This window comes from Coleofasciculus chthonoplastes PCC 7420 (assembly GCF_000155555.1).
Lineage (GTDB): Bacteria > Cyanobacteriota > Cyanobacteriia > Cyanobacteriales > Coleofasciculaceae > Coleofasciculus > Coleofasciculus chthonoplastes_A.
The window spans coordinates 391,019-403,947 of sequence record NZ_DS989846.1; the positions used below are offsets into that span (position 1 = coordinate 391,019).

The window sequence follows — 12,929 nt, forward strand, 5'->3', positions numbered from 1 at the left end:
AAAAAGAGTTGGGTTGCCTATTTCCCATTGCCTAGCGCGTAGCGCTATAGCTGAGGAGAATCTTGAGCAATTACTCCAGCTCGTTCTTCTTGTAGACAGCGGACTTTAGTCGTAGCATAATCAGACCATTGGCGTCGCTCGGCTTCTTCATAATCTTTGATGGTTAAGCTTAAATGAGGAACACTAATGTCATGCTGACTAGCCAACTCCAGAGCTAACCGCAAATCTTTATGGAGTAATTGAACAGTAAATTCAGGGTGTTGAGATAAATCATCACAGCGTCGTGAGAACCAATAGTGAGGTAAGCCGTGAATGTCCCCAGGATTCTGACCAAATGATCCCAAACGTAGCACATCCCAAATCGTTTGTAGGTCGATTCCTGAAGCTAAACCCAACGTAATTCCTTCACTCACGGCTTGAACCGCGATCGCATTAACAGCATTGTGGATAAGTTTGCATCGAGTTCCGGAGCTAATTTCTCCACAATAAAGAACCTGATCTGCCATTAGTTGAAGGATGGATTCAACTCGCTCGAAGGTTCCCTTTGAGCCACCAACCAGAATCGCTAAACCCATACCTTGTTGACTTTTAATTCCTTCCGAGCAATCATTAAAGGGGGCATCTAACATCTCAATTCCCAGTTTTTCCATGGCGTGATGAATTCTGAGAATTGTTTCGGGAGAGTTGGTACTAATATCCACGTAAACACTTCCGGATTGCAATCCTTGGCTCAAGTTTTGTTCACCCTCTAGCACCGCTGTGATCACATCATCAGGAGTTGGTAATGCGGTAAAGATTATATCTGAACAGGTTGCAAGTTCGGCACAACTTTGGGTAATTCTTGCACCTAAAGATTGCAATTGTGCCATAGAATCTTGATCAAGATCGTAGACATAGACCGAGTAACCGTGATCTATAAAATTAGCGGCTTGTTTTCCTCCAATATTGCCGCAACCAATGATACCAATTGTAGGATAATTGGGGTGGAATTCAGTTTTTGAAGTGCTTTCGGTTGATACCATAAGAATTACTTAATTTTTTTTATTTTAGCATAGCTATACAATTCACATAAATACAAATTAACAAAATTATTTAGTTGATTTGTCCGGTTATCTAACCCTTGTCGTTGCTCGGCAATAGACTAAGTTTAAACGATTGAAATTATTCTATTTTGTATTCCATCAAAATCCAAAAGCCAAAGAATCTAGCATGGACTTACTTTTATCATGTCCAACTTCCAGATAAATCTCTAATAATTCTTCGTATGTGGTTTCACCGCCAAGGATTGACCAAAAATTTTGCCCAATGACTACAGTTTCCTCAAACGGTAGATAATTTAAAGCCTGTGACCATTTATAATCAGCTTTTGTCGAACCATAAGGATTATAAGGCATCGCATAGTAAGCTTGAACCTGAGCCGAGTTATCACCACGCAACAAGTGAAATCTCAACAAACGCTGTAATATTTCTAAACATTGCCCCTTGTTAGGTTTAGGGGATTTAATCTCAAATATTAATTCTCTGCCGTCATCTGTTTGAATATAAAGGTCAGCCCGAACCTGCTTTTCTTCTAAATCATCGGAACGTCGAGCGTTTAACATTGCTGTTATCATCTCCTCAAAAGATGGCTTGGCTTGTCCCCCCTTTGCAGCCGATTCATACTGTTCCTTCTGGCGTTCTGCTTCAGCAAAGGCAGTGATACTAACTTGGGCAGTAATATCATAACCTCGATGTACCGTTGGATAATAATCTTGAGCTATGATACGAGCGCATTCTTCTATAGAGTTTCCCAAGCGGGTACTTAATCCGCGTTCAAACTGGTTGATGCGAATTAATTTTGGTGGAATAAGTGAAGCTTGAAAGGGTTTCAATTCTCCCTGAGAAGATCGGCGCGATAAATACTCTGATGCGCTATCAGGTTTGACAATTTCTCGACCTTTATATTCATTGACTAATTCATCGATGAATTTTTCTAAATATCTTTTAATTTTTGACCGATTTATGTTGCTAATAGCCACCATGTAAATTTCCTTTAAAAAATAACATTGAGTAAAGCTTTTGCCAAATGATAGACAACAGGAACTGAAACAGCATTTCCCAGTTGATACTTAGCCGTCGCTTCATTATCCGCCAGTTGAAACCATTCTGGAAACCCTTGCAATCTGGCGTAGTCTTGCGCGGTAAGTCGCTTAAATTTTCTCTTTCTACAAATTTCTTTGATGAATGTCTTTTTATAGGCTTCCGGCTCTTGACACGCCAGAGACTTTGTTGCAACAAAATCTCTTGTTCCGGTCGCCGTTAACGTGGCGATTACATCGGCATGAGGTAAGAATATTTTAGAAACACCGTTAATACCTGAAGATATCTTTGAATTGACAAACTCATATCCTTTATCATCAATATAACGAAGGATTTTTTTAGAGACTAAATTTTCAAGTTCCTCAATTTTCAGTTCGGGAACAAGCTCGCTTAATATCGCAAAGCTTAAGGGATTACCATCCTTAGGACCGTAGATCTTCTTTCGTCTATTTTTTAAAATCGTTTTACAGATTAATTTTTCTCTAGTCGTTGTTTTAATCAAGTCCCAAGAATGAATCGTAGTATGTCCATCTCTGATGTCAGCGAAAATAAAAAAATCATTTAATTCATCGATTTTTTGAAATCTACCTCTGGCGGCTGGGATTTTTCCATCAAATAAAATCTCGGCAGGAAATTTTTTCTTAGTAAACTGACAACGCTCAATACCATTAATGACATCATAGAGCTTAATCGGCTTACCTAAAGGCTTAGGAAAATCAAAGCTTTTACTCTTTTCTATGTCATTTCTAATGCCGACGATAAATACTCGATCTCTATCTTGAGGCAAACCAAAATCGTAAGAGTTAAGCACTTGAAACTTAACCTGATAACCACATTGGGTTAAACTCTGAATAATGTAGTTCAAGCTCGGTCTATTTCTGGGTTCTGTTAACCCTTTAACATTCTCCAGGATAAATCCTTTGGGTTGGTTCACCTGGACAACTCTAAACACATCAATCCATAGCTTACCTCTCGGATCATCTAACCCTTGTAATTTACCCGCAATAGACCAAGGTTGACAAGGGACACCACCAACCAAAATATCGACCTCAAACGGCAACTTATGCAGCGCTATTATGTCTCCTAAATATAGTTCATCTGCATTTATATAACTAATAAAATTTTTCTTGTAGACGTTAACAGCTTCTTTGTCTATTTCTGAGTAACCTAAACATTTACCCCCCAACTCTTCTAGGGGAATTCTAAATCCACCGATTCCGGCGAATAAGTCTACGAAAGTAAATTTAGGTTTAAAAAATATAAGATTAGTCGGTTTGAATGATTGAAATAATTCTATTTGTTCGCCATGGTCTAAAGATTTCATAGGATTGAGGCTAATCGCAGTCAATGGTCGCTCCGAATAGAGATCATTTGATTATTGTAGATAAGTTCCACCCGTCCTGCAACCTGGACACAATCGCGCGTCTGCCCCAATCCGCTGATGATATCCAGTTGGATAGGATTCCTTGTTAAGGTCATTAAAGGCAATCCACCAGCAAACCAGCTATGCCATTAATCTCTAGCGCGATCACTAGGCTTTATACTCCATCAGCTACCCTAGGAATAACTACGACCATACTATTCCCCACGGAGATATCAACCATGAGTACAATTCAACTCGATATTCCTGAAGAAATATTAATCAGTCTCAAAGAAACACCCGAAAGCATTGCAAGAGAACTCCAGCTATTAGCCGCCGTAAAACTCTTTGAACTGGGAAAACTCTCATCCGGACGCGCCGCTCAATTAGCCGGAATCTCACGAGTAGAATTTCTGATGTTACTAGGGCGTTATCAGGTATCTCCCTTCTCTTTAACCCCAGAAGAATTAGAACAGGATGTCCACAATGCCTGAACCCCTAATTATTGTCAACACATCACCCCTACTCTATCTTCACCAAGTTAATTGCTTAGAACTCCTGCAACAACTATACAGTACAATTACCGTACCCCCTGCTGTACCCCAAGAACTAGAAGTCGGTAAACGGCAAGGGGTTGATGTACCAATAGTCAACGCTATCGAATGGATTCAAATTCGTCCAGTTGCGTCCGCTGCCCTTATTCCTGCTATCGTTGATTTAGGACAGGGTGAAGCTGAGGTGATAGCCTTAGGCTTAGAAAACCCAGACAGTTTACTGGTTTTTGATGACCAATTGGCGCGACGTATCGCTAATTTGAATGAATTAAAATACACAGGCACTCTCGGTGTATTGGTCAAAGCTAAACAGTTAGGATATTTACCATTAATTGCCCCCATTATCATCAGGCTTCGGACTCAGGGAATGTGGTTAACTGACAAGATTATTGACGATGTTCGCCAGATTAGCAGGAGAGTGATGGCTGCTAGTATACCTTGGCAGAAGTTGAACAAGGGAAATGTGAACGGGTGAGTTATTTCTGTCACTCTGGGCGGAATGATACTCGCCCAGTCATGCTAGAACAATAGAGGAAATTCCGGTGTTACATCCAACGACTCACCACCAGTGCCATCTATGCAATCTGCTCCCCTTGACGGTAATCCCTGTGTTTTGCTCGTAGAAACCGATGAAAGTCTAGCTCAACGCATGAGCCTAGATCTAATAGAAGCTGGCTATCATACGGTTATCGCGACAGATGCGCCTAGCGGCTGGCATCAAGCTTGTGAACTCCAACCCGCGATGATGGTTGTGGATCAATCGCTTTCTGGTTCTGGCGAATCCGGTCTCAGTTTATGTACTCGCCTGAGAAAAGCGGGTTCTCGTGTCCCCCTACTCTTACTCATCGCTCGCGACACGATTGAGGATCGAGTCGCCTGTTTAGAAGCGGGTGCTGATGATTTTTTCCTTAAACCCTACCGCGCTGATGCCTTTTTGCAGATGGTACGTCTGTATCTAGAACCGGATACCAATACGAGTGAACAACTCCGATTTGGGGATTTGGCGTTAGATTTGACGACGCGCCGCGCTATGCGGGGAGGACGAGTGATTGACTTGACGATGAAAGAGTTTGAATTGCTTAAGTATTTGATGACCCATCCCCGTGAAGTTTTAACTCGCGAACAAATTCTGGAAAATGTTTGGGGATACGATTTTCTGGGTGAGTCGAATGTGATTGAGGTGTATATCCGGTATCTACGCCTGAAAATTGAAGATGAGGGTGACAAGCGTCTTATTCAAACTGTCCGGGGTGTCGGGTATGTTTTACGAGAATCTTAGTTAAGTGGGTGGGAACAATTAAAGTTAACGGTTTTGATTGTCATTTGTCATTTGTCATTTGTCATTCGTCATTGGTTATTTGCTTCCCCAGCTCCCCCATCTCCCCCATCTTCCCCTGCTCCCAGACGTGCCATGGCACGTCTCTACAACCCCATCTCCCTAACCTAAACTCATGACCTATCATACTCGCCTATTCGGAATCACGCTTAGTCTGATACTGTTTGGATGTTCGGCATCCGGTTCCAACCCTGTCGCCGATGGCACCCCCTTAAAATCTGGCGAACAACTTCCAGAACCGCCATCCCTCTCCTCGTCATCCTCTAATTCCGGTCAGATGTTACCTATTAGCGCTCAAACCCAGATCGGTGATCAGCTGATTTTACTCGAAGTGGCTAGGACACCTCGACAACAGCAGATCGGATTGATGTATCGCACGGCTTTAGCGCCAGATCGGGGGATGTTGTTTCCCTTGAACCCACCGCGACGCGCTAGCTTTTGGATGAAGAATGTGAAAATCCCCCTAGATATGATCTTTTTGCGAGATGGCGAGGTCAAAGCGATCGCGGAAAATGTTCCCCCCTGTATCTCCACTCCCTGTCCTACCTATGGACCAGGGGTTCTGGTTGACCAAGTGATTGAACTCCCTGGAGGACGAGCCGCTCAACTGGGACTACAAGTAGGCGATCGCCTAAAAATCATCCTCCTAGAGGAAGAGATTAATCCCTCGTCAGAATCTTAAAACTTGATTAACATCATTGAAAACTTAAATCAACAATGTAAAGATCTTTATACGAAATTACGTTAACATTTCGTAAGATAGATTCTCATAAAAGACTATCTGACGACGAGGTAGTGACCTGTCTTAGCTGTGGCTACCCATTAACACGACCAAGTAGGGGTGTAGTCTGCAACTAGCTTTTAGTGGTGTGAAGTGAGTTAACTAAAATTACCCTCAAGTTGATGGGGGGTGAAGGTTAAAACGATACCTGGTCAGCACATCCAGTGAGTTTTCAACTCGATCAATCAAGATCTTAGATGGTCAGTGATCTAGGACACAAGCAGTGCCGGATTAACCTATCACAATAAGCAAAGAACCCTCAGCTAGTAGACAGTATTAAATCTGTCTACCCATTGCTAAAGGAGGCAGGACGCTGATTCCACAATAGTAGCCGATAAGGAGGTGAACAGCCATTATGGCACCTGCAACCTATTCTGAATTTTTACGATTTTTGCAAGAGGAATTGGCAATTTCTACTGATTCCATTGCGATCGCTCAACGACGTCGGGAACAAGACCCAGGACCATTACCAATGATTCTGTGGCAGTACGGTTTAGTAACATTGCAGCAATTAGACCAAATCTATGACTGGCTGGAAACAGTCTGAAACTCAAACAATCGGTCAGGAGAAAATGAAGAATGTCTAAATGCTTACGCTTTGGGAATAATCCATTCACGTCTAAACCGTTGAATTTCATACCTTATGATCCATTGACCGTTGATTACTCTATTAGAAAGAGCGGGTCGCTAGTTGACCCGCTCTTTTTTGGCGTCTTGGGTGTCTCGTTTATGGCTTAACCTACGATTGAGTCAAGACGCGAGCCGCCGCTGACACGCCAGCGCCCGGTGTCATAGACTCATATCCTAACTCTCGCAATGTGGCTTCTAGCGCTCCAATTGCTGCCAAAATATCGCGATCGCAGACAAAGCCTAAGTGACCAATACGGAATATTTTGCCTTTGAAGTGATCTTGTCCCCCAGCTAGAGCAATATCAAAACGTTTTTTCATCACGCTACGAATTTTTTCGGCTTCAATCGACACAGGGGCTACCGCCGTTACCGCTGGACTAGCGGCGTTATCCGGAGCAAATAGGGGAAGGGAAAGCGCCTCAATCGCCGCCCGCGTTGCCTGCATCAATCGTTGATGACGAGCAAAAATATTATCTAACCCCTCAGCTTTCATCATTCGCAACGCCGTTTGCAGTCCCAACATTAAATTGACTGGAGGCGTAAACGGATTACTATTCTTTTGTGCTGCTTTGCGATAGCTTCCCAAATCTAAATAAAAGCGCGGCAGTTTAGCGGTTTCGTAGGCTTGCCAAGCCTTATCCGAGACACAAACAAACCCTAACCCTGGGGGAATCATATAGCCTTTCTGAGAACCAGACGCCACCACATCAATCCCCCACTCATCAATGGGTAAATTGACCGCGCCCACACTGGTTACCGCATCTACAATAATCAGAGCTTGACCGTGGTCTTTGACGTAACGGTTAATCGTTTCCAGGTCATTGAGTACCCCGGTGGAGGTTTCTGAATGGGTAACGATAACGGCTTTGATTGTCTTATCCGTATCCGCCTCCAGCTTTTGGCGAAACGCTTCCGGATCAAGGGGTTGACCCCACTCGGCTGTAATCGCCTCCACCTCTAAACCAAACGCCGCGCTCATCTTCGCCCAGCGATCGCCAAATTTGCCATTACTTCCGACTAAAACCCGATCGCCGGGACTCAAAAAATTAATAATCCCGGCTTCCATGGCACCCGTACCACTCACCGTTAACACCAAAACATCATTTTGAGTCTGGTGTAACCATTTTAGGTTTTGGGTTACCTCTGCCATAACGGCACTAAATTCCCCACTGCGATGTCCGATCGGATGCTGGGCTAACGCCAGCAAAACCTGTTCAGGCACCGGTGTTGGTCCGGGAATCATCAGCATCAACTTATTATCCATGAGCTTTATCCTCAACCTTTGAGCATCACCTAATTCTGAATCACACCACTATCTCATGACTGAGTTTTGGTATCCGAATCTAGGGGAAAACCATTATCTGATGATTTTGACTCAACATTGACACTATTGAGAGACCAACGGTACTCAACCGGTAAATTGAGCCGATTACAGGTTTGTTCGAGTTGTTTCTGCTGGGCTAACGCTTTGCGGAGTGCAACAATCAATTGATGCACCTGTTCTCGAATCATGGGGTTTTGATTCGTGGCAAAGGCAGTATGACGCTCTAGCATCTGTAGTAGCAGTTCGTAGTGAATATAAGACGGAAGGGGTATTGGCTCCATGAAACCGGGTTTACCTCAAAAGACGAATTCGCGATCGCGCTTCAGTTGAACGAGTACAGATTGGTAACGGCTAGGGCTGGATCAGGCTGTTTGACCAATGATTCACCGATCAGTACGGCTGTAGCCCCCGCCGATGCGACCTGCTCTAAATCAGCACGTTTATGCAGTCCTGACTCACTGACAACCAGAATACCGCGTTCTTCAAGCTGCTGACTTCGTGCTGCCAGAAGTTGGCAGGTCGTTTGCAAATCAACCGAGAAATCTGTCAAGTTGCGATTGTTTATACCTACTAGGGTAACGCCATCTACCGATAACACGCGGTCTAATTCATCCAGAGTATGCACTTCGATCAAAGGGGTCATGGATAAACCATTGGCAATTTTGACAAAATACCGTAGGTCTTGATCCGACAAAATAGCCGCAATCAGCAATACCGCATCAGCGCCACGACTCCGAGCAAGGTAGAGTTGATAAGGATAAATGATGAACTCTTTACACAGAATTGGTAAATTTACAGTTTCCCTGACATAGCTGAGATTGTCCCAACTCCCTTGGAAGAACTTTTTATCCGTCAGCACGGATATGGCACTCGCCCCCCCTTGTTCATAAGCACGGGCAATGGCAACTGGGTCAAATGCTTCCCGAATCACGCCTTTACTCGGTGATGCCTTTTTCACTTCAGCAATTAAGGCGGGACGAGTCTTTGCCGCTAATAATGCCGCTTTAAAGTCCCGCGCTGGCGGGGCTGACTCGATCTGTTTCCGCAGTTGAGCTAAGTTCAGCCGTTCCCGCATCTGGTCAACTTCTTTTTCTTTATGCCAGACAATTTCTTCTAGGATATGCCGTGGCTGGGCATCTGGGAGAACAACTTGATAACGTAAGATATTCAGGTCAACCGCCGGATTAGGTGGACGACGGCGAATTTGTTTTTGGTCATTGGTCATTGGTCATTTGTCCTTCGTCATTGGTCATTTGTCCTTCGTCCTTTGTCCTTTGTCCTTTGTCCAAAAAACTCTATTGCCTATGACACACCGAGCGAAGCCGAGGTGTTGCCTATTGCCTATTGCCTATTGCCTCCTGCCTTATCTAATGACTGGCAACGGCTCGCTTGTAGGCTTCGTCAAGGACTTCTGACAAAGTGGGATGAGCATGGACTAAGTATGCCAAAGTATTCACCGACTGTCGCTGGGCGATCGCGTTTGAGGCTTCGTGAATTAAGTCAGAGGCGTGGATGCCGAAAATGTGAACTCCGAGGATTTCACCGCTACCTTTACGATAGATAACTTTGGCAATCCCATCCGCCTCTCCTTCCGCGATCGCTTTGGAATTTCCTTTAAAATACGTCCTCACTGAGGCAACTTCAAATCCTTCTTGTTCACCGAGTTCCTTGGCGGCGGGTTCCGTGAGTCCCACGTAACTGATTTCTGGATGGGTAAAAGCGGCGGCGGGGATGCTGCGATAGTCAATAGTACGATGACGCCCACAAATATTTTCCACGGCGACAACTCCTTGAGCTGATGCTGCATGTGCCAGCATCAGTTTCCCAGTAGCGTCACCAATTGCCCAGAGGTGGGGAACGGCTTCCTCGCCGGATAACACTGCCATTTGATCATTGACAGGGATGAAGCCTCTGCGATCTGTTTCCACGCCTACGGCGCTTAAGCCTAAATCTTTACTTACCGGAATCCGTCCCGTGGCGACTAAGCAAGCATCAACTTCTAAGACATCCACGACTTCCTTGGTTTTAGCATCTGCTAGTTCAATCACAACGGGTGAACCCGGAGTCACTTTTTGTGCCAGAGTGCCGGAATAGGTTTCCATATCGCGGGGAGAAATCAGCACCCGGCTAGCGAGTTTGGCAATATCGGGGTCAAAGGTGGGCATTAACTGATCCAGGGCTTCAATCATGGTAATTTCTGACCCTAGGGCGGTATAGATATCAGCAAACTCTAACCCGATATAACCACTGCCAACAATTGCCACCCATTTAGGTAACCATTCCAGCTTTAGGGCATCGTCGCTGGTAAAGACGGTTTTCCCGTCGAGTTCAATACCGGGGGGGACGAAGGGAATGGAACCTGTACAGAGGATAATGTCTTTGGCGGTGACTGTTTTTTCACCCTCGTCTGTCGTCACCGTTACTTTTTGTTGTCCTGCTACTCGACCCCAACCGGGAATGATATCCACCTTTAAGCGTTTGAGGCTGTTGGTGAGATCGCCACGAATTTTACTTACCAGGGTATTGGCATGGTTCGCGATCGCGCCTCTGTCAAATTCTACGCCACCCACCTGAATTCCCAAGGATTCCAGATGATGAGTATTGCGTAACTCACGCACCCGCCCTGATGCGGCTAATAGGGCTTTTGACGGGATACAACCGCGATTGACACAAGTCCCGCCCATCTCCGATGCTTCAATGATTGCGGTTTTCAAGCCGCAACTAACAGCATGTATGGCAGCGCCATGTCCACCGACGCCAGCACCGACAATCACTAAATCGTAATCAAATTCTTGACTCACATCCATTTTCCTGACGCTATTGCCCCCTTATTTTCAACTTGACCCCTGACTAATCGCAAGCTTTTGCTGAAAAATTTTGCCTGATCTAGCTGAGGCGGTGGTTTCTTTAAGGGTTGTGTGTTTGTTAAATTGGATAGGTCACGGAGATTTCTTAGATTGTGGTTTAATTGCTTCGACATAATTTTTAGCATCTTTTACTATACAAGAACTATTTTTTGAGTAAATAAGCTGTTCGACATTTAAACCTTAATATCAATAATGGCGCAATCCTTGTAGTGCGTTTAGCGAAGCCATGCCGCAGGCTTTAGCGAAGCCATGCCGCAGGCTTTGCATCTTGCTCGCTACTAATACCCAATTTAAATGCATGACAGCTTATTATTTTCCGAAAAAACGGAGCTTTTATCGAATACTCCTATCTGACTCAGTAGAGCAATTCTTCATCCTAATCTAAGTAGTCGGACAAAAGAAAACAGCAGGTCTACTAAGTTTTGTGAACAAGCATCAAACCCTTACAAAGGACGAATGACGTAGTTTGCTTCTCGCTTGCGCGAGTATGACGAATGACGAATGACGTTCTTCACCGTTCACGTTAATTGTGTCCACCTAAAACTAGAAAACTATACCATAGAATGAAACGGTAAGGGTGTTGTTTTTCCGAGTATAGGCTAATGAGTAGCGTTCACTCTCAATAAACACTAGCTTTAGGGGATAAACTATTATGTGCGAACCTCAGCAAAATCATCGAAATGAAGCAGCTAGAGCGTTTGTAGAGTCTCTTGACCAACTTGAGAATCTCTTGGGTCATACATCTCCTCCTCCCCAATCGAAATCCCGTCCTTCTTCATTGAAATCCCCTACTCCTCAATCAAAAACTCCTCAATCAAAATCTGCTCAGTCAGACGATGACGTTTTTGATCTAGATCTTCTCGAAGAAGCGGCGGCTGATCTGGATGCATTTTTTGGCGACACTGAACCAATGGAGGAGGAATAGAGTGCAGGGGAAGCTGGGGAAGCCGGGGAAGCCGGGGAAGCCGGGGAAGCTGGGGAAGCCGGGGAAGCTGGGGAAGCTGGGGAAGCTGGGGAAGCTGGGGAAGCTGGGGAAGCTGGAGGAGATGAGGGACAAAATTTCTATAGCCTATAGCCTATAGCCTATTGCCTGTTCCCCCAACCCGTTGGCGCAGTGCTTCATACACGATTAAAGCTGCTGCGATCGCCACATTTAAAGATTCTACATCCTGACCGAGGGGAATTTGCACCGCTTGATCAGCAAGTACGGTTAACTCAGAGCTTAGTCCTGCCGCTTCATTCCCCAGTAGAATTAGCGTGGGAATGCGCCAATCTATTTCCCAGTAACTCAACGGCGCTTTGGGTAGAGTTGCCACAACTTGTACCCCTTGAGCCTGACTTTGCCTAACGACTTGACTCAGATTGGCATTAGCACTTATGGGCAGACGAAACCATTGACCGGCTGAAGCTCGCAAGACTTTGGGATTCTCTAAGTCTACACTGTCTGGACTTAGCCATAAACCATCCACACCGGCTGCGGTGGCGGTACGAATGATCGTACCTAAGTTTCCTGGATCTTGCAGCGTCTCTAAAACTAAACCAAGGGAACAGGGAATCTGAGGCGGGGCGAGGAATGAAGATTTTGCCGTTACCACTACGCCATCTGGCTGAACTGTTGTCGCCATGGCTTTGAGAACCGAGGCGCTAACAAGTTCTACACGCTGACAGTGAGGGGTAGCGTCTTGCCAAAGTTGGGGATGACTCTGCTGCCAATCAGGTGTACAACAAAGCGTGACTAAGGGATAATTGACCGCACAGGCTTCTGCTAACAGATGAGTTCCCTCTAACAACAGAAGTTGCTCCTCCCGTCGTCCTTTGGCTGTGTGCAATTTCCGAATTGCCTTAACTAGAGGATTTTTGGTACTGGTTAGCATTATTTCAATGGTATGTAGAGACGCGCCATGGCGCGTCTCTACAATTTTCAATGCGGAACCCGGGACTTGAACCCGGAAGTTCTTGCGAACACTAGAACCTGAATCTAGCGCGTCTACCAATCCG

The 12,929-nt window shown here is 45.0% G+C and carries 15 protein-coding genes; 7 read left to right on the forward strand and 8 right to left on the reverse strand.

Annotated elements, in window-relative coordinates; translation table 11 throughout:
- Positions 1-44 precede the first annotated feature (44 nt).
- The 3 genes from MC7420_RS10710 to MC7420_RS10720 all read right to left on the reverse strand — a co-directional run bounded on the left by MC7420_RS10710 (position 45) and on the right by MC7420_RS10720 (position 3,403).
- Entirely contained in the window at positions 45-1,022 is a 978-nt protein-coding gene (locus MC7420_RS10710; protein ID WP_006100310.1) for an NAD(P)-dependent oxidoreductase, read from the reverse strand.
- Positions 1,023-1,181: 159 nt separating this feature from the next.
- Positions 1,182-2,021: a TdeIII family type II restriction endonuclease gene (locus MC7420_RS36780; protein ID WP_006100305.1), complete on the reverse strand. Its 840-nt coding sequence runs from the start codon at positions 2,019-2,021 to the stop codon at positions 1,182-1,184.
- Between the two features lie 11 nt (positions 2,022-2,032).
- Positions 2,033-3,403, reverse strand: coding sequence for a DNA cytosine methyltransferase (locus tag MC7420_RS10720; RefSeq protein WP_006100343.1), 1,371 nt, complete (start codon positions 3,401-3,403; stop codon positions 2,033-2,035).
- A 278-nt stretch (positions 3,404-3,681) separates the two neighbouring features.
- Here MC7420_RS10720 and MC7420_RS10725 point away from each other — a divergent pair, with 278 nt between their 5' ends.
- The 5 genes from MC7420_RS10725 to MC7420_RS10745 all read left to right on the forward strand — a co-directional run bounded on the left by MC7420_RS10725 (position 3,682) and on the right by MC7420_RS10745 (position 6,657).
- The gene (locus MC7420_RS10725; RefSeq protein WP_006100212.1) at positions 3,682-3,933 is read left to right on the forward strand and encodes a UPF0175 family protein; all 252 of its coding nucleotides are present in this window, start codon (positions 3,682-3,684) and stop codon (positions 3,931-3,933) included.
- Positions 3,926-4,468, forward strand: coding sequence for a DUF3368 domain-containing protein (locus MC7420_RS10730; RefSeq protein WP_083798978.1), 543 nt, complete (start codon positions 3,926-3,928; stop codon positions 4,466-4,468). The genes MC7420_RS10725 and MC7420_RS10730 overlap by 8 nt, the downstream gene beginning before the upstream one ends.
- Before the next feature lie 102 nt (positions 4,469-4,570).
- The gene (gene nblR, locus MC7420_RS10735) at positions 4,571-5,272 is read left to right on the forward strand and encodes a response regulator transcription factor NblR (RefSeq protein WP_006100066.1); all 702 of its coding nucleotides are present in this window, start codon (positions 4,571-4,573) and stop codon (positions 5,270-5,272) included.
- Positions 5,273-5,444: 172 nt separating this feature from the next.
- Complete coding sequence (locus MC7420_RS10740) at positions 5,445-6,011, forward strand: DUF192 domain-containing protein (protein WP_006100103.1); 567 nt, start codon at positions 5,445-5,447, stop codon at positions 6,009-6,011.
- Positions 6,012-6,465: 454 nt separating this feature from the next.
- The gene (locus MC7420_RS10745; RefSeq protein ID WP_006100242.1) at positions 6,466-6,657 is read left to right on the forward strand and encodes a DUF2949 domain-containing protein; all 192 of its coding nucleotides are present in this window, start codon (positions 6,466-6,468) and stop codon (positions 6,655-6,657) included.
- A 192-nt stretch (positions 6,658-6,849) separates the two neighbouring features.
- On the opposite strand, the gene MC7420_RS10750 is transcribed toward MC7420_RS10745, so the two are convergent.
- The 4 genes from MC7420_RS10750 to lpdA all read right to left on the reverse strand — a co-directional run bounded on the left by MC7420_RS10750 (position 6,850) and on the right by lpdA (position 10,865).
- The gene (locus MC7420_RS10750; RefSeq protein WP_006100169.1) at positions 6,850-8,004 is read right to left on the reverse strand and encodes a pyridoxal-phosphate-dependent aminotransferase family protein; all 1,155 of its coding nucleotides are present in this window, start codon (positions 8,002-8,004) and stop codon (positions 6,850-6,852) included.
- 53 nt (positions 8,005-8,057) lie between these two features.
- A complete protein-coding gene (locus tag MC7420_RS10755; protein ID WP_006100119.1) occupies positions 8,058-8,345 on the reverse strand; it encodes a DUF5340 domain-containing protein in 288 nt (95 codons plus the stop codon).
- A 41-nt stretch (positions 8,346-8,386) separates the two neighbouring features.
- A complete protein-coding gene (gene trpC, locus MC7420_RS10760; RefSeq protein ID WP_006100092.1) occupies positions 8,387-9,289 on the reverse strand; it encodes an indole-3-glycerol phosphate synthase TrpC in 903 nt (300 codons plus the stop codon).
- Between the two features lie 142 nt (positions 9,290-9,431).
- Positions 9,432-10,865: a dihydrolipoyl dehydrogenase gene (gene lpdA / locus MC7420_RS10765; RefSeq protein WP_044206491.1), complete on the reverse strand. Its 1,434-nt coding sequence runs from the start codon at positions 10,863-10,865 to the stop codon at positions 9,432-9,434.
- A gap of 718 nt (positions 10,866-11,583) precedes the next feature.
- Here lpdA and MC7420_RS41360 point away from each other — a divergent pair.
- Together MC7420_RS41360 and MC7420_RS41365 are read left to right on the forward strand one after the other, a co-directional pair.
- The gene (locus MC7420_RS41360; RefSeq protein ID WP_006100373.1) at positions 11,584-11,856 is read left to right on the forward strand and encodes a hypothetical protein; all 273 of its coding nucleotides are present in this window, start codon (positions 11,584-11,586) and stop codon (positions 11,854-11,856) included.
- Position 11,857: 1 nt separating this feature from the next.
- Complete coding sequence (locus MC7420_RS41365) at positions 11,858-12,013, forward strand: hypothetical protein (RefSeq protein WP_232231683.1); 156 nt, start codon at positions 11,858-11,860, stop codon at positions 12,011-12,013.
- Here the strand turns inward: MC7420_RS41365 and MC7420_RS10780 are convergent.
- Positions 12,008-12,805 carry a TrmH family RNA methyltransferase gene (locus tag MC7420_RS10780; protein ID WP_044206494.1) on the reverse strand — a complete coding sequence of 266 codons (798 nt, stop codon included), beginning with the start codon at positions 12,803-12,805 and terminating at the stop codon, positions 12,008-12,010. The genes MC7420_RS41365 and MC7420_RS10780 overlap by 6 nt on opposite strands.
- Between the last annotated feature and the right edge of the window lie 124 nt (positions 12,806-12,929).

Bases quoted from the DNA above. Each gene is read 5' to 3' on its own strand.
- MC7420_RS10710 (WP_006100310.1), bottom strand. From the start codon at position 1,022: ATGGTATCAACCGAAAGCACTTCAAAAACTGAATTCCACCCCAATTAT.
- MC7420_RS36780 (WP_006100305.1), bottom strand. From the start codon at position 2,021: ATGGTGGCTATTAGCAACATAAATCGGTCAAAAATTAAAAGATATTTA.
- MC7420_RS10720 (WP_006100343.1), bottom strand. From the start codon at position 3,403: ATGAAATCTTTAGACCATGGCGAACAAATAGAATTATTTCAATCATTC.
- MC7420_RS10725 (WP_006100212.1), top strand. From the start codon at position 3,682: ATGAGTACAATTCAACTCGATATTCCTGAAGAAATATTAATCAGTCTC.
- MC7420_RS10730 (WP_083798978.1), top strand. From the start codon at position 3,926: ATGCCTGAACCCCTAATTATTGTCAACACATCACCCCTACTCTATCTT.
- nblR (WP_006100066.1), top strand. From the start codon at position 4,571: ATGCAATCTGCTCCCCTTGACGGTAATCCCTGTGTTTTGCTCGTAGAA.
- MC7420_RS10740 (WP_006100103.1), top strand. From the start codon at position 5,445: ATGACCTATCATACTCGCCTATTCGGAATCACGCTTAGTCTGATACTG.
- MC7420_RS10745 (WP_006100242.1), top strand. From the start codon at position 6,466: ATGGCACCTGCAACCTATTCTGAATTTTTACGATTTTTGCAAGAGGAA.
- MC7420_RS10750 (WP_006100169.1), bottom strand. From the start codon at position 8,004: ATGGATAATAAGTTGATGCTGATGATTCCCGGACCAACACCGGTGCCT.
- MC7420_RS10755 (WP_006100119.1), bottom strand. From the start codon at position 8,345: ATGGAGCCAATACCCCTTCCGTCTTATATTCACTACGAACTGCTACTA.
- trpC (WP_006100092.1), bottom strand. From the start codon at position 9,289: ATGACCAATGACCAAAAACAAATTCGCCGTCGTCCACCTAATCCGGCG.
- MC7420_RS41360 (WP_006100373.1), top strand. From the start codon at position 11,584: ATGTGCGAACCTCAGCAAAATCATCGAAATGAAGCAGCTAGAGCGTTT.
- MC7420_RS10780 (WP_044206494.1), bottom strand. From the start codon at position 12,805: ATGCTAACCAGTACCAAAAATCCTCTAGTTAAGGCAATTCGGAAATTG.